Origin of the sequence: Kitasatospora sp. NPDC056783, from assembly GCF_042789895.1 — a bacterium.
In the GTDB taxonomy this organism is placed as follows: domain Bacteria; phylum Actinomycetota; class Actinomycetes; order Streptomycetales; family Streptomycetaceae; genus Kitasatospora.
In genome coordinates this window covers 1-14,580 of the sequence record NZ_JBHUAF010000209.1, presented here as the reverse complement: position 1 = coordinate 14,580, position 14,580 = coordinate 1, and the positions used below count along the sequence as shown (strand labels likewise).

General features: G+C 70.3%; 19 protein-coding genes. 6 read left to right on the top strand and 13 right to left on the bottom strand.

Annotated features, from left to right (window positions below; all coding sequences use genetic code 11):
- Positions 1-108: 108 nt before the first annotated feature.
- The 6 genes from ACFRMQ_RS25790 to ACFRMQ_RS25765 form a co-directional block, all read right to left on the bottom strand.
- On the bottom strand, positions 109-1,248 hold the full coding sequence (locus ACFRMQ_RS25790) for a protein-L-isoaspartate(D-aspartate) O-methyltransferase (RefSeq protein WP_380733001.1): 1,140 nt from the start codon (positions 1,246-1,248) through the stop codon (positions 109-111).
- A 155-nt stretch (positions 1,249-1,403) separates the two neighbouring features.
- Entirely contained in the window at positions 1,404-2,582 is a 1,179-nt protein-coding gene (locus tag ACFRMQ_RS25785) for a methyltransferase domain-containing protein (RefSeq protein ID WP_380733000.1), read from the bottom strand.
- Positions 2,579-2,722: a hypothetical protein gene (locus tag ACFRMQ_RS25780; protein ID WP_380703748.1), complete on the bottom strand. Its 144-nt coding sequence runs from the start codon at positions 2,720-2,722 to the stop codon at positions 2,579-2,581. The genes ACFRMQ_RS25785 and ACFRMQ_RS25780 overlap by 4 nt, the downstream gene beginning before the upstream one ends.
- Positions 2,723-3,195: 473 nt before the next feature.
- A complete protein-coding gene (locus ACFRMQ_RS25775) occupies positions 3,196-4,044 on the bottom strand; it encodes a helix-turn-helix domain-containing protein (RefSeq protein WP_380732999.1) in 849 nt (282 codons plus the stop codon).
- Between the two features lie 6 nt (positions 4,045-4,050).
- Positions 4,051-4,569: a DUF6879 family protein gene (locus ACFRMQ_RS25770; RefSeq protein WP_380732998.1), complete on the bottom strand. Its 519-nt coding sequence runs from the start codon at positions 4,567-4,569 to the stop codon at positions 4,051-4,053.
- A complete protein-coding gene (locus tag ACFRMQ_RS25765; protein ID WP_380732996.1) occupies positions 4,550-4,813 on the bottom strand; it encodes a hypothetical protein in 264 nt (87 codons plus the stop codon). Before ACFRMQ_RS25765 ends, ACFRMQ_RS25770 begins: the two co-directional genes overlap by 20 nt.
- Before the next feature lie 245 nt (positions 4,814-5,058).
- Between ACFRMQ_RS25765 and ACFRMQ_RS25760 the strand changes: the two genes are divergently transcribed.
- Both ACFRMQ_RS25760 and ACFRMQ_RS25755 read left to right on the top strand, forming a co-directional pair.
- Positions 5,059-5,280 (top strand): hypothetical protein, encoded by a 222-nt coding sequence (locus tag ACFRMQ_RS25760; RefSeq protein ID WP_380732995.1) that lies wholly within the window; start codon positions 5,059-5,061, stop codon positions 5,278-5,280.
- Positions 5,281-5,324: 44 nt separating this feature from the next.
- Positions 5,325-6,002 carry a RibD family protein gene (locus ACFRMQ_RS25755; RefSeq protein WP_380732994.1) on the top strand — a complete coding sequence of 226 codons (678 nt, stop codon included), beginning with the start codon at positions 5,325-5,327 and terminating at the stop codon, positions 6,000-6,002.
- 189 nt (positions 6,003-6,191) lie between these two features.
- Here ACFRMQ_RS25755 and ACFRMQ_RS25750 read toward each other — a convergent pair whose 3' ends face one another.
- The 3 genes from ACFRMQ_RS25750 to ACFRMQ_RS25740 are packed head-to-tail and all read right to left on the bottom strand — an operon-like array spanning position 6,192 to position 6,933.
- Positions 6,192-6,314 carry a hypothetical protein gene (locus tag ACFRMQ_RS25750; RefSeq protein ID WP_380732993.1) on the bottom strand — a complete coding sequence of 41 codons (123 nt, stop codon included), beginning with the start codon at positions 6,312-6,314 and terminating at the stop codon, positions 6,192-6,194.
- The gene (locus ACFRMQ_RS25745; protein ID WP_380732992.1) at positions 6,311-6,574 is read right to left on the bottom strand and encodes a hypothetical protein; all 264 of its coding nucleotides are present in this window, start codon (positions 6,572-6,574) and stop codon (positions 6,311-6,313) included. Before ACFRMQ_RS25745 ends, ACFRMQ_RS25750 begins: the two co-directional genes overlap by 4 nt.
- Complete coding sequence (locus tag ACFRMQ_RS25740) at positions 6,571-6,933, bottom strand: ATP-binding protein (RefSeq protein ID WP_380732991.1); 363 nt, start codon at positions 6,931-6,933, stop codon at positions 6,571-6,573. Before ACFRMQ_RS25740 ends, ACFRMQ_RS25745 begins: the two co-directional genes overlap by 4 nt.
- A gap of 119 nt (positions 6,934-7,052) precedes the next feature.
- Between ACFRMQ_RS25740 and ACFRMQ_RS25735 the strand changes: the two genes are divergently transcribed.
- The 4 genes from ACFRMQ_RS25735 to ACFRMQ_RS25720 all read left to right on the top strand — a co-directional run bounded on the left by ACFRMQ_RS25735 (position 7,053) and on the right by ACFRMQ_RS25720 (position 8,794).
- On the top strand, positions 7,053-8,093 hold the full coding sequence (locus ACFRMQ_RS25735) for a helix-turn-helix domain-containing protein (RefSeq protein ID WP_380732990.1): 1,041 nt from the start codon (positions 7,053-7,055) through the stop codon (positions 8,091-8,093).
- On the top strand, positions 8,086-8,337 hold the full coding sequence (locus ACFRMQ_RS25730) for a DUF397 domain-containing protein (RefSeq protein ID WP_380732988.1): 252 nt from the start codon (positions 8,086-8,088) through the stop codon (positions 8,335-8,337). Before ACFRMQ_RS25735 ends, ACFRMQ_RS25730 begins: the two co-directional genes overlap by 8 nt.
- A 10-nt stretch (positions 8,338-8,347) precedes the next feature.
- Complete coding sequence (locus ACFRMQ_RS25725; protein WP_380732987.1) at positions 8,348-8,548, top strand: DUF397 domain-containing protein; 201 nt, start codon at positions 8,348-8,350, stop codon at positions 8,546-8,548.
- 63 nt (positions 8,549-8,611) lie between these two features.
- The gene (locus tag ACFRMQ_RS25720; RefSeq protein ID WP_380732986.1) at positions 8,612-8,794 is read left to right on the top strand and encodes a DUF397 domain-containing protein; all 183 of its coding nucleotides are present in this window, start codon (positions 8,612-8,614) and stop codon (positions 8,792-8,794) included.
- 57 nt (positions 8,795-8,851) lie between these two features.
- On the opposite strand, the gene hutI is transcribed toward ACFRMQ_RS25720, so the two are convergent.
- Genes hutI through hutU form a run of 4 tightly spaced genes read right to left on the bottom strand, consistent with a single transcriptional unit; the run spans position 8,852 to position 14,324 of the window.
- Positions 8,852-10,027, bottom strand: a complete 1,176-nt coding sequence (gene hutI / locus ACFRMQ_RS25715) for an imidazolonepropionase (RefSeq protein ID WP_380732985.1) — start codon at positions 10,025-10,027, stop codon at positions 8,852-8,854.
- A 30-nt stretch (positions 10,028-10,057) separates the two neighbouring features.
- Positions 10,058-11,425 carry a formimidoylglutamate deiminase gene (locus ACFRMQ_RS25710; protein WP_380732984.1) on the bottom strand — a complete coding sequence of 456 codons (1,368 nt, stop codon included), beginning with the start codon at positions 11,423-11,425 and terminating at the stop codon, positions 10,058-10,060.
- A complete protein-coding gene (locus tag ACFRMQ_RS25705; protein WP_380733002.1) occupies positions 11,416-12,597 on the bottom strand; it encodes an allantoate amidohydrolase in 1,182 nt (393 codons plus the stop codon). The genes ACFRMQ_RS25710 and ACFRMQ_RS25705 overlap by 10 nt, the downstream gene beginning before the upstream one ends.
- A 20-nt stretch (positions 12,598-12,617) precedes the next feature.
- Entirely contained in the window at positions 12,618-14,324 is a 1,707-nt protein-coding gene (gene hutU / locus ACFRMQ_RS25700; protein WP_380732983.1) for a urocanate hydratase, read from the bottom strand.
- Positions 14,325-14,580: the final 256 nt, after the last annotated feature.

Below are 14,580 nucleotides of genomic sequence, written 5' to 3'. Positions count from 1 at the left end.
CGCATGCGCCCCGCCTTCGCCCCGTCGAGCCGACGGGCTCGACGGGGCGAAGCGACAGGCTCGACGGGGCGAGGCGACGGGCTCGACGGGGCGAAGCGACGGAAGGGCTCAGCCTCGGAGCGGCACCGGGTTCTCCGGGCTGTCCAGCCAGACGGACTGTGCGCCGTCCGGGGTGACGGTCACGCCGAACCGGCGGAGGTCCGGCCTGCCCTCCTCCAGCCACCACAGGCGGGCGCCGACGACCTCGTCCCACAGCCGGCGAGCTCCGGACTGGTGAACGGCATCCCCGGCATCCCACCCGGCGTAGCGGACGGACGCCCAGGAGCCCGCGCCGTCCGAGAGCCGCATGCGGAAGGTGGCGCCGGGGTCGGCCTCGTCCCAGACGTGTTCGTACCGGATGCCCGGCACCCGCAGGCCGATGGCGAAGGCAGCGTTCACGTCCTCCAGCGCCAACTCCGGGTCCATCGCCGAGGAGCCCCGGTCGTCCGGCACGCCGGCCGGTTCGCCCACGGAGTGCGGGCGTTGTGCCCGCATCCACATGAACGAGACGTCATCGACGAAGCGGCCGTGAGTCGGCTCGCCCGGTCCGCCGACCTCCAGCCGGAGCAACCCGGCGTTGGCGTACGGAGTGCCCCAGGGGGTCACGATGATGCCGCCGGGGCGGGTCTGCTCGATCCACGCGAGTGGCACCCGCCGAACGGCCGCAGTGGAGTGGATCCGGTCGTAGGGGCCACCGGCCGGGTGGCCGAGAAGGCCGTCGCCGACGACCCGGCCGGGCTTCGACCCGATCCCCGCCAGTCGCTCCCCGGCCGCGGCGGCCACCGCCGGATCGACCTCGACCGTCGTCACGGCCTCGTCGCCAAGCCGGTTGCACAGCAGGGCGCTTGTCCAGCCCGTTCCCGTGCCGATGTCGAGCACCGTGTTCCCGTCCGTCACGTCCAGGTGGCCGAGCATCGACGCGACCAGGGACGGCACGGAGGCCGACGACGTGGCGATGCCGGGCCCGTCCTCGTCGCCGTCGTCGACCTGCGTGACGACCACGCCGTCGGCGTTCACCAGCACCCACCAAGCGTCCGGCTCTTCGGCCTTGGTGATCCGCCGACAGCCGGCCGGGGCATCCTCGTCCGGGGTCCACACGGTGTCCGGAACGAAGGCGGAGCGCGGGGCGCGCTCGAACGCGCCCCGCCACTCCTCGCCCAGCGCGCCGGCCTCGGTGAGACCTGCGAGCAACTGCGCGTACTGGTCCATCAGTTCGGGCTCACTTCTTCTTCGGCGGGTTGGTGACGGGCTTGGTCCACTGGCCGTCACCAACTGGACTTACTGTGGCGGTCGTTGGGCGTGGAACAGGAACACCTTCGCCCCCTCGAGCCGACGGGCTCGACGGGGCGAAGCAGCGGCAGGACTCAGCCTCCAAGCGACACCGGGTTCTCCGGGCTGTCCAGCCACACGGTGTGGCCCTCGGGCCCGACCGTCAGTCCGAATCTCGCGAAGCCGGGGCGGCCCCGGTCGTTCCACCAGTGCCAGGCGGCCTCCACCTCGTCCCAGAGGTTCCGGGGGCCGGACTGGTAGACCTCGTATTCCGTGCGACTGTGCTCGTAGTCGGCGGACGCCCACGACCGGGTGTCCCGGCTGTAGAGCCACAGCGTGTACGCGCCGTCGTCGTAGCGCTCCGCCCGCCAGAACGCCCCGGGGACGGCCACTCCGATGAGGAACTGCTCGAACCAGCCTCCGGTGTCCGGCGGGGCCAGCGCAGTGGTGCTTCTCACCCCGTCCGCGGGCCACTCCCGGCCGCGCAGGTAGTCCTCGAAGGGCGGCCGGTCGGTGCGCTGCTGGCGCAGTCGCATGAACGCCGAACTCCGGGTGAACCTGCCGCTCGCACTGGTCCCGTCGTCGTTCACGGTCAGCCGGACGATCTGCTCGCCGCCGTACTCGGTGCCGAAGGGCGCGACGATGATCCCGCCGGGGGCCGTCTGCGCCAGCCACGCCGAAGGAATCTCCAGCAGGGAGCAGGTGGCGATGATCCGATCGTACGGAGCACCCTCCGACCAGCCCTGCCGCCCGTCGCCCTCGACCACGGTCGGCGCGAGTCCGGCCCGAGCCAGGTTCGCCCGGGCGCCGCGGGCAACGTCCGGGTCGAACTCGACGGTAACGACGTTGGGGCCGCCCAGGCGGTGGGCGAGGAGGCCCGCGTTCCACCCCGTGCCGGCTCCGACCTCCAGCACCCTGTTGCCTGGGCGGACGCCGAGGTCCTGGAGCATCGAGAACACCATTGTGGGCATGGAGTTGGAGGAAGTCGGCGTTGTACCGAGCCCGTCCCCCGCGTGGTCGCCGTCGTCCCACTGCGTGGTCAGCGGGATGTCCGAGTAGACCGCTCTCCGCCACGCTTCGGGGTCCTGCGACCGGTACACCACGGGGTTCTGGCGGGTGCCGTCCGCGATGCCCGGCCAGATGCGATCCGGGACGAACAACTCACGGGGTACGGATTCGAAAGAAGGAAGCCAGTCCGAGGAAAGGGCTCCGCCGGCCACCAGCGCGGAGGCGAGCCCCTGAGGGCCCGCCTCCTGGTGCGTCTCGCTGGTCACTTGCCGCCCGCCGGGGACGAGCCGTCGGAGGTGTTGCCGCCCTCGTCGGACCCACCGCCGCCGTGCCCGGCGCCCTTGTTGCTGTCGTCCTGCTGCCCGCCGCCCTTGCCGTCGCCGGAGCCGCCGCCGTGTTTGCTCATGTCAGTACCTCCGTGCTGGTCAGGCCCAATGGGCGGTTGCCCGTTGGGTGGTGCTGCCCGCCCCGCGTCTTCCCCAGACGGGACGGGGGTCTGTGAGGCCCAAGTGGACCGGTTCTCGGTCAGCGCCACCGGTGGTTGGTCGCGCAGCCTGGCGAGCAAATCCGCCCGCCGGTCGCGCTCCTCCAGCATCAACGGGGCCTCGCTGAACTCCTCCGGGAAGAGAACCGGACGTGCTCAGCGGGCCGCGCGGGAGGCCCATGGCGGACTTGGCGGGCTCGCGCAGCGCGATCTCCCGCAGCGTCGCGGGAGATCCGTCGTCGTGGTCGTCCGCAAAGTCTCCGCTCGCCCTCGACTTACGCGTGCTGGTACTGACTGCTATGCCGGCCACTCCCTCGGATTCGCTGGAACCGATGGCAACACGCTAGGAAATAAGGGGAGTTGGCATCCACGCGATTCTACGAGATTGCACGATTTCACCCGATCGCATCAATGGCAGCCGTGATCAACGCACGAGCCTTCGAGCCATAGACCGCCATGTCCGCCAGTGTCGCGAACGTGTCGGCGTACATGGCCACTTCGCTGGGCTGCGTCAGGGTGAGATGCCCGGAGACGAGCTCCACGTTCACCTGAGCCGTGTCGAAGATCCAGAACCCTTCCACGGGCATCCGCGCGCGGTGCAGCCGAGCAGGAACGATCCCGACAGTGACATTCGGCAGACCGCCCACCGCGATCAGCCGCTCAAGCTGCTCGGCTTGGGTGTCGGCATCACCAAGCCCGTTGCGAAGTACGGACTCCTCAAGCAGGAACGCGAAACGCCGTTGCCCCTCGCGGAGCACGCGTTGTCGTTCCATCCGAACGGCCACGGCGGCGGCCACGTCATCGACCGGGACTCGCCTCAGCTGGACGGCACGCAACACGCCTTCGGTGTATCCGTGCGTCTGGAGGAGTCCCGGAACGAGCCACGACGAGTAGGCCCGGAACCAGTGCGTTCGCTCGAACAGAGGCAGAACGGCTTCCTGCGCCCTCCGAAGCCCCGCACGCTCCATGCGGCGCCATTCCACCCACATGCCTTCCACGGCTTGCAGAGAGGAGACCAGATCCGCCGTCTGGTCTTCCCTCCCGCACGCACGGCACCACGCGCGCACATCGTCAGCGGACGGCGACGTCTTGCCGGTGGAGATCCGAGACACCTTGGACGGATGCCAACCGCACAGTGCCGCAAGCTGCTTGCCGTCCAACCCGGCGTCCTTGCACATCTCCCGAAGGCGATCTGCAAGGACTTTCCGGGCAGCTTGGACGTGAGACGACCCAGACACGGACATGATCGGTCAGACCAGCTTGTAGTCCTCGTGCGGCGTGGCCCGTTCCCACACGGCCTCAAACGCAGACCTGACCAGTTCCACGACGTCCGGTTCCGTCCGCCACTCCCTGTCCACAACATCCCCGTCCCCGGAGAAGTACGTGAACAGCACGGCCGACCCGTCGAACATCCACAGGTCCGTTCCCGGCAGCGCGATGTCGGCAGCCCTCCGCCGGGGCAACCAGCGGACCAGCTCACCCGCCGCAACATTGGCAAACGTGAGGTCGTGCTCGTACCGGATGTAGTCCGTCACCGGCTCCGAGACGACCCGGGCCCGCCGCATGACCACGCCGCGCCCGGTTGTCTCGGCGACCAGATCAGCCCAAGAGCCCCACCAGTCAGGCAGCTTGGCCGGGTCATTGTCGCACCGATGGCCGGCACGCCAGCGAGCGAACTCCGGATCATGCGGCGTGTAGCCGTCACGCATCTCCAGATGGACGGCGGAGCGCTGCGCACCGGCCAGGCCCTCACGTACTGGGTACTTCACCGTTTCCGTCCTCCAGTCGCGGAATGAACTGTCGCATCACAGCCGGGAGTCGGACGATCGTCTCGTGATCCGGAACATCCGTGCTGTGGCCGGGGACCGACCCGATCTCCTGGCACGCCTTCACCTCTTCCGGCTTGGCCTTGTAGGACTGGATCAGAAGATCCCCAGTGTCCTCGTCCAGCCAGATCGTCGGCGAGTCGTCAACAGGAGTGTTCGGAATAATCCCCAGGAAACGCAACCTCATGGTCTCTCCCTGTATCGCTCCGACTGCGCTCAGTTGCACGACTATCACCCTGACAGTCGATCAGCGCAAGACGGCTTCCGGGCACCTGCGGGGACGACGAGGATCACGCCCGCCCCACCCACGTCCGCCGGTGGCCCCTTGCGGCAGCGCAAGGGGCCACCGAAACCACCAGGGTCATCCCCATCTCCAACGGGTTCGACCAGGCCATCCGGGCTCTGCCGGCCTCGTTTCGGCGTGACCGTGGGGTGCACCTGGCCCGATCGGCTGGAGCGCAGCTGCGCGCCGTTGGACCGGAGCAGGACGAGATCACCGCAATTGACGCCATGTCAGTGGCAGTGACCTCCGGGTCGGGGCGGATCTTTGGCGAACTGGCCTCACTCGACCACCAGTTGCAGCGCCGGCAGACCGTGGCTGAGGTCGTGCAGTTTCGCCAGGCTCTCGACAGCGTCATGCTCCATGAAGTGTGATCTCCCCAGGACCACGACTCCGCCCCACGAAGAACGGAACCACGATGGCCGAGCGCCCCTTCGTCCTGCTGAGTGTTGCCGCCTCGATCGATGGCTACATCGACGACACCTCGCCGGAGCGGCTGCTGCTGTCGAACGCGGCCGACTTCGATCGGGTGGACCAGGTGCGGGCCGAGTCGGACGCCATCCTCGTCGGCGGCAACACCCTGCGCAGCGACAACCCGCGCCTGCTGGTCAACAGCGACAAGCGCCGGGCCGACCGGGTGGCGGCCGGCAAGCCGGAGTACCCACTGAAGGTCACCATCACGGGCAGCGGCGACCTGGACCGCGACCTCAAGTTCTGGCACTTCGGAGACAAGAAGGTCGTCTACACGACCGACGCCGGCGCCCTGAAGCTGCGCGACCGCCTGGATGGCCTGACCGACGTCGTAAGCACTGGAGACACTGTTGACTTCGGCGCCATGCTCGAAGATCTGGCGACCCGCGGCGTGAGCCGCCTGATGGTCGAGGGCGGCGGCCAGATCCACACCCAGTTCCTCTCCCAGGGCCTGGCTGACGAGATCCACCTGGCCGTGGCACCGCTACTGGTCGGTGAAGCCGGCGCGCCCCGCTTCGTCCATCCGGCCGAGTTCCCCGGTGGCAGCACCCATCGGATGCGACTGCTGGGGGCGGAGACGGTGGGCGACGTCGCGCTGCTGCGCTACGCGCCGAAGGAGGTGTAGGTCCGACCTCTACCGCACCTGAAAGCGTGATGTCGGGACCGTTCGCCTGACAGCTGCTGGGCGGGTCCGGCAGCCCTGAGCTGCGAGATACACGCAAGGCGGCGGGTGGACCGACGCTGGACACAAGTTGGCCGAGCACGGGGCGCCCGCGAGGCCCCCGCCCTGGGTGGGCGAGGGCCTTCGCGTGTTTCAGTGCTGCTCGTCGCGGCCCTCGGGGCGGGGCATCCTGAGGGTCGTGATGACGCCGAGGGCCACGGTGGCGATCGCGAGGGCGAGGAGGGTGAGGAGGGCCGCTCCGATGACGAACCTCACCGGTGCCACGCCTCGTCGCCGTCATCGTCATCGTCCAGGTCGCGGAGCAGGTGGAGGAGGTTGATCAGCGTGCTCACCGGAGCGTTCCCGAAGTCGATCAGGACGCGTCCGTCGATGGTGCTCTCGCCCGGCGAGGCGGACCCCCAGAGGAGCCCGCGCGACAGGCCGCGCCGGTGCAACTCGCCCAGGAGGTCCATGAGGTGGGGCTTGGTGTAGGCGCGCATCCGGGGGTCCTCCGGCACGATGGGGTTGCGGGTCACGCGGCGCAGTCCAGCTCGTACCAGATGGCCTTGCCGCGCTTCTGCGGGTCGACGCCCCAGCGGTGGGTGAGTCCGGCGACGAGCTGGAGGCCCCGGCCGGACTCGGCGGAGTCGGCGGGGGTTCGCTGCTGGGGGAGGGCGTCGCTCTCGTCGGAGACGGTGACCCTGAGGGTGCGGCCGAGGACGGAGAACCAGACGATGGGCGCGGGGGTGTCGCCGTGCCGCCAGGCGTTGACGATGAGCTCGCAGAGGGCGAGTTCGGCGTTGAAGATGGCGTCGGCGTCCCAGCCGTTGCGGGTCATGGCGTCCCGCAGGGCCTGCTTGGAGAGGGTCAGCGAGGGGGTGTTACGGGTGCACACGGGAACCTCCGTGAGGCTGTGGTGTGGGGAGGGGGATGACGGTCGTCGCCGTGAGCCAGGCCGGGTAGCGGCTGCTCTTCGGCGTGCACGGTGGCGGCAGCAGGCGCCTACTGCCGCAAATGCAGGCATTACTGACGATTCGTCTGATCGATCCGAGAATGACGATAGCCCAAGATGAGATCAAGTTTTACCCCAATCTCAGATCTTCCCTCTATCGTGTTACCGGCCGCCCCCAGATGGACCGACCGGCAAGGCGCGCGGCAGACTGGGGCGACCCACCCCGGAAGGAAGTCATGGCTCCACGCGCAAACCCGACGCTCCGTCAACGACGGATCGGCACAGAGCTGCGAAGGATGCGTGAGCAGGCCAGTTTCGGTGGCAGCGAGCTCGGCCGCCTCGTCGGCATGAGCCCAGCGCAGGTGACGCAGATGGAGGCCGGAAGAATCGGCATCAGCGTGGAGCGGCTACACACGATCGCCACGACATGCATGTGCTCCAACCAGCCGCTGATCGACGCGCTCGCCGACATCATCACCGAGCGGGGCAAGCCCGGGTGGTGGGAGGAGTATCGGGAGACTCTGGCAGCAGACTTCCTCAACGTCGCCGAGCTGGAGGGTCACGCTCGGAGACTCTCGACCTACGGGACCACCTTCGTCCCTGGCCTCCTCCAAGCCGGCGCCTACACGGCAGCGTTGTTCGCTCAGGCCTACCCGCCACCGCTGCGTCACGAGGTCGATCTCAAGACGGCCTTTCGCATGCAGCGACAGCGCATCGTCCGATCCGGAGCGACGCCGTATACGGCGTTCATCCACGAGGCTGCCCTGCGCATGCAATTCAGTGATCCGAAGGTCAACATCGAGCAGATCGACGCACTCCTCGCCGACTCGGAACAGCCCAACATCTCGGTCCGAGTCGTACCGTTCGCCGCCGGTGCTGTCCCGAGCCCGTGCGAGAACTTCACCTATGCCGAAGGGCCCATAACGGACCTGGACGCTGCGCAGATGGACACAGGCCATGGCATCCAGCTCTTCGACAGCCCTGCCCACCTCACGAGGTTTCGCGCACTCCTTGCCATGATGGGCTCCACGGCGCTCTCCGAGGAGAAGTCACGAGACCTCCTGGAGTCGGTCAAGGAAGAAATGGCAGGTCAGCATGTCTAGCTCCGCATGGCAGAAGTCCAGCCACTCAGGCGCAAGCGACAATTGCGTCGAGGTGCGTTCCACCGACGGTTTGCTCGAAGTACGTGAGTCCGACGAGGCAGATGTCATCGTCCGCACCACCCGCCTCAACCTCGGTGCCTTCCTCCAGGGCGCCAAGGCCGGCGAGTTCGACCACCTCACCACCAACCCTAAGCGAATCGTTCCGGCGGCCTCTTGCCTCCCGCAAGAGGCCGCCGATAACTAACCTGGGCCTCATGACCAGCCCCGCATGGCAGAAATCCAGCTTCAGCGAAGCGTCCAGCAACTGCGTCGAAGTGCGCACACGTGAAGGGCTGGTCGAACTCCGGGAGTCCGACGACGCACACGTCATCGTCTGCACCACGTCCCTCAAGTTCGCCACGTTCCTCCAGGGCGCCAAGGCCGGCGAGTTCGACCACCTCACCACCAACCCCTAAGCGAATCGTTCCGGCGGCCTCTTGCTCCCCCACAAGAGGCCGCCAGTGGCTAGCCTGGGCCTCATGACCAGCTCTTCCTGGCAGAAGTCCAGCTTCAGTGAAGCAGCCAACAACTGCGTCGAAGTGCGCACACGTGAAGGGCTGATCGAGCTCCGGGAGTCCGACGACGCGGACGTCATCGTCCGGACCACCCGCCTCAACCTCGCCGCCTTCCTCCAGGGCGCCAAGGCCGGCGAGTTCGACTAACGAAGAGCCCCCGTGCCCGCCATCGCGGGGCACGAGGGCCTTACACCGTCCGAAGGCTCAGACCTCCCGAACGCCCGCGCGCCAGACCGCCGCCGTGAGCGGCACGCCCGGGCGGTAGGCCAGGTGCACATGCGAGGGCGCGTCCAGCAGCAGCAGGTCCGCCCGCGCGCCGACCGCGACCGTCCCCACGTCCGTGCGCCGCAGCGCCCGGGCGCCGCCCGCCGTGGCCGCCCAGACGGCCTCGTCCGGCGTCATTCCCATCTCCCGCACCGCCACGGCGATGCAGAACGCCATCGAACTGGTGAAGCTGGAGCCGGGGTTGCAGTCCGTCGACAAGGCCACCACCGCCCCCGCGTCCAGCAGCCGCCGCCCGCTCGGGTACTCGGCCCGCGTCGAGAACTCCGCCCCCGGCAGCAGCGTCGCCACCGTCGCCGACCCCGCCAGCGCCGCCACGTCCTCGTCCGTCAGGTGGGTGCAGTGGTCCGCCGAGGCGGCCCCCAGCTCCACCGCCAGCTGCACGCCCGGCCCGTAGGTGAGCTGGTTGGCGTGCACGCGCGGCGTGAGGCCCTTCTCGATCCCCGCCGTCAGAACAGCCCGCGCCTGGTCGCCGTCGAACGCGCCCTTCTCGCAGAACACGTCCACCCAACGGGCGTGCGGCGCACAGGCGTCCAGCATCTCGCCGGTGACCAGCTCCACGTACCCCCCCGGGTCCTCGGCGTACTCGGGGGCGACGACGTGCGCCCCCAGGTACGTCGTCTCCGGGGTGTACCCGGCGGCGATCCGCAGCGCTCGCGCCTCGTCCTCGACCGTCAGCCCGTAGCCGGACTTGCACTCGATGGTGGTGGTGCCCTGGCGCACCGCCTCCCGGACGAACCCGGCCAGGTTGGCCTCCAGTTCGGCATCCGAAGCGGCCCGGGTGGCCGCCACCGTGGTCCGGATGCCGCCCGCCGAGTACGCCTGCCCGGACATCCGGGCGTTGAACTCGGCCGTACGGTCGCCCGCGAACACCAGGTGGGCGTGCGAGTCGACGAAGCCGGGCAACAGTGCCCGACCCTCGGCGTCAACGCGCTCGTCCGCCGCCGGGGCCTGCGCGGCCGGGCCGACCCAGGCGACGGTGTCTCCGTCGATCACCACGGCCGCGTCGGTGAGCAGGCCGAGCGGCCCGGCGCCCTGCCCGGGGTCGTTGGTGACCAGGCTGCCGATGCCCGTGATCAAGGTGGTCCTGGTGCTCAAGACAACGCCTTCCTGAGGAGGTTGAAAACGTCAGCTGTTCAGCGCGCCGATCGCGGAGCGCAGCGCCCCCGGCACGTCGGCCACCAGCTGGTGCACGCCGTCCCGGACGACGTGCCGCCCGCCGACGACCAGGTGCCGCACGTCCGCCGCCGAGGCCGCGAAGACGGCGATCTCGGCGCCGAGCCGGGGCGGCGGTCCGGCCGTACGGACGGTGTCCAGCGCGATCACCGTGAAGTCGGCGAGCGCCCCGGTCTCGATCCGCCCGGCCTCGGGCCAGCCCAGCGAGGCGTGCCCGTCCTCGGTGCCGGCCCGCAGCAGCGCGTTCGCCGTCCAGTGGCCGCGGGTCCGGGTGCGCAGCCGCTCGTCCAGTTCCAGCGCCCGGGCCTCCTCGAACGGGTCGATGACCGCGTGGCTGTCGCTGCCCAGGGTGATCGGGCTGCCCGCCGAGGCGAGCGCGCGGGCCGGGCCGATGCCGTCCGCGAGGTCCCGCTCGGTGGTGGGGCACATGCAGACGGTCGTCCCCGAGTCGGCGAGGAGCTCGACGTCCTCGTCGGCGAGGTGGGTGGCGTGCACCGCCGAGGTGCGCGGGCCGAGCGCGCCGTGGTCGGCGAGCAGCCGGGTCGGGGTGACGCCGTGCGCGGCCAGGCAGGCGTCGTTCTCGGCGGTCTGCTCGGAGAGGTGGACGTGCAGCGGTGCCCCGCGCGTCGCCGCCCAGTGCGCGACGGTGCCCAACTGCCCGGCCGGGACGGCCCGGACCGAGTGGATGGCGGCGCCGATCCGGGCGTGCTCACGCGGCTTGAGCGCGTCCGCCCGGACCGCCCAGGCCTCGGCGTCGCCGTCGCTGAACCGCAGCTGCGGGTGGGTCGGCTCGGCGCCGAAGCCGGAGGACAGGTAGCAGGTGTCCAGCAGGGTGATCCGGATGCCGGCCCGCGCGGCGGCCTCGATGAGCGCCTCGCCCATCGCGTTCGGATCGGCGTACGGGGCGCCGCCGGGCGCGTGGTGCAGGTAGTGGAACTCACCGACGGCGGTGATGCCGGCCAGCGCCATCTCGGCGTAGACGGCGGTGGCGAGCTCCAGGTAGCTGTCCGGGTCCAGCGCGCCGGCGAACCGGTACATGGTGTCGCGCCAGGTCCAGAAGGTGCCGGAGCCGACCTGGACGTGCCCGCGCAGCGCCCGGTGGAAGGCGTGCGAGTGGGCGTTGGCCTGGCCTGGCAGCAGCAGCCCGTCGAGGCGGACGGCGCCGGGCGGGCAGGGGCCGCTGTCCGGGGTGACGGCGGCGATCCGGCCGTCGGAGCCGGTGGTGATCAGCACGTCCTGCTCGACCACCGGCCCGTTGTCGTACGGCAGCCAGGCGTACTGCGCCCAGTACTCCACGGGGGTCGACGGGGTCACTGACACGCCAGGTCCTCCAGTACGTCGGCGAGGGCGGCGACCCCGGCCAGGCAGTCGGCCCGCTCGGCGTGCTCGGCCGGGGAGTGCGAGACGCCGGTGGGGTTGCGCACGAACAGCATGGCGGTCGGAACGGCGGAGGCCAGGATGCCGGCGTCGTGTCCCGCGCCGGTGGGCAGCACCGGGGCGTCCAGCAGCTTGGCCAGCCGGTCGCGCAGCGGCCCGTCGAAGTCCACCACCGGGGTGTAGGACTCGCGGGTCAGCTCGACCCGGACGCCGTCGCGCCCGCCGCGCTCGGCGGCGGCCCGCTCGATCTCGGCGACCAGTTCGGTGAGGGTGCGCTCGTCGGCCGCCCGGGAGTCCAGCCAGCCGCGCACCAGCGAGGCGATCGCGTTGGTGCCGTTGGGCTCGACCGCGACCTTGCCGAAGGTGGCCAGCGCGCCCGCCAGCTTCGCCTTCTTGCGGGCGGCGAGCACGGTGTTGGCGTAGGTCAGCATCGGGTCGCGGCGGTCCTCGATCCGGGTGGTCCCGGCGTGGTTGGCCTCGCCGTGGAAGTCGAACCGCCAGCGGCCGTGCGGCCAGATCGCCCCGGCCACGCCGACCGGCTGCCCCTCGGCGAGGCAGCGGCCCTGTTCGACGTGGAGTTCGACGAAGGCGCCGATCCGGGCCAGCCGCTCGTCGTCCGCGCCGATCGCGCTCGGGTCGTAGCCGGCCCGCTCCATCGCGTCGGGCAGCCGGACGCCGTCGGCGTCGCGCAGCTCGTACGCCTGCTCGCGGCCGAGCACGCCGGAGGTCAGCCGGGAGCCGATGCAGGCCACGCCGAACCGGGCGCCCTCCTCGTCGCCGAAGTTGACGATCGCCAGCGGCTTGGTGAACTCGGCGCCGCGGGCGCGCAGTTCGTCGAGCGCCGCGAAGGAGGAGACCACGCCGAGCGGGCCGTCGAAGGCGCCGCCGTCCGGGACGGAGTCCAGGTGCGAGCCGGTGACGACCGCGCCCTGACCATGAGGGTCGCCCAGCCAGGCCCACTGGTTGCCGTTGCGGTCCAGCTCGTACGCCAGACCGCGGTCGCGGGCCTGCTGCTCGAACCAGGCGCGGCACTCGGCGTCGGCGGAGTTCCAGGCGAAGCGGCGGTAGCCGCCGGAGGCGGCGGAGCGGCCCACGGGGAGCAGCTCCGCCCACATCTCCTCGAAGGACGAGGCCGTCACAGCTCGCCCATCGGGCCGTGCTCGCCCATCGGGCTGTGCTCGTTCATGGGGATGCGCACCCCGCGCTCGTCGGCGACCTCGGCGGCCCGGTCGTACCCGGCGTCCACGTGCCGGATGACGCCCATGCCCGGGTCGTTGGTGAGCACCCGGCGGATCTTCTCCCCGGCCAGCGCGGTGCCGTCGGCGACGGTGACCTGGCCGGCGTGGATCGAGCGGCCGATGCCGACGCCGCCGCCGTGGTGGATGGAGACCCAGGAGGCGCCGGAGGCCACGTTGACCATGGCGTTGAGCAGCGGCCAGTCGGCGATCGCGTCCGAGCCGTCCAGCATCGCCTCGGTCTCCCGATACGGGGAGGCGACCGAGCCGCAGTCCAGGTGGTCGCGGCCGATCACGATCGGCGCGGACAGCTCGCCGGAGGCGACCATGTCGTTGAAGCGCTCGCCGGCCTTGTCGCGCTCGCCGTAGCCGAGCCAGCAGATCCGCGCCGGCAGGCCCTGGAAGTGCACCTTCTCCTGGGCCAGCCGGATCCAGCGGGCCAGCGACTCGTTCTCCGGGAAGAGGTCGAGGACGGCCTTGTCGGTCTTGGCGATGTCCTGCGGGTCGCCGGACAGCGCGGCCCAGCGGAACGGGCCCTTGCCCTCGCAGAACAGCGGGCGGATGTACGCCGGGACGAAGCCCGGGAAGGCGAACGCGCGGTCGTACCCGGCCAGCTGGGCCTCGCCGCGGATCGAGTTGCCGTAGTCGAAGACCTCGGCGCCGCGGTCCAGGAAGCCGACCATCGCCTCGACGTGCCGGGCCATCGACTCGCGGGCCCGCTGGGTGAACTCGGCGGGCTTGGCGGCCGCGTAGTCGGCCATGTCCTCGAAGGCCACGCCGACCGGCAGGTAGGCCAGCGGGTCGTGGGCGCTGGTCTGGTCGGTGACGATGTCGATCGGCGCGTCCATCGCGAGCAGCTGCGGGACCAGCTCGGCGGCGTTGCCCAGCACGCCGATGGAGAGCGGCTGCCGCTTGTCGCGGGCGGCGGTGGCGAGCTCCAGCGCGTGGGCGAGGTCCTTGGCCTCGACGTCCAGGTAGCGGTGCTCGATCCGGCGGGCGATCCGGGACGGGTCGCAGTCGACGCAGATCGCCACGCCGCCGTTCATGGTGACGGCCAGCGGCTGGGCGCCGCCCATCCCGCCGAGGCCGGCGGTGAGGGTGATGGTGCCCTCCAGCGTGCCTCCGAAGCGCTTGTCGGCGACGGCCGCGAAGGTCTCGTAGGTGCCCTGGAGGATGCCCTGGGTGCCGATGTAGATCCACGAGCCGGCGGTCATCTGCCCGTACATGGTGAGCCCGAGGCTCTCCAGCCGGCGGAACTCCTCCCAGTTGGCCCAGTCGCCGACCAGGTTGGAGTTGGCGATCAGCACCCGCGGCGCCCACTCGTGGGTCCGCATCACGCCGACCGGGCGGCCGGACTGGACCAGCATGGTCTCGTCCTGCTTCAGCCCCTCCAGCGTCCGCACCATGGCGTCGAAGGACCGCCAGTCCCGCGCCGCCTTGCCCGTCCCGCCGTACACCACCAGCTTCGACGGGTGCTCGGCCACCTCCGGGTCGAGGTTGTTCATCAGCATCCGCAGGGCGGCCTCCTGCTGCCACCCCTGCGCCGTCAGCCCCGTCCCCCGCGCCGCGCGCACCTCACGCGGCCCGCTCGCCTGCTGCTGCACCATGGTCCCGGCCTCCCTGCGGATGGATTCATTCAGCTTTGCTTCGGCTGAATATAACCAAACAATCAATTCACGACCAGACCTTGACCCCATCCGATCAGCGCCTGAGGCAAGCCGCCCGACAGCCCTACCCTGAGGTCGAAGACACCAGCCACTCGGCCCACTAGTACTCCAGCCGCACTTCGTGATCGGGCCGGTTGGTTCGGGAACTGGAACGGCCACCGCGTGATCTTGGTGAGGTGTGTGGACTCTTCAAGAT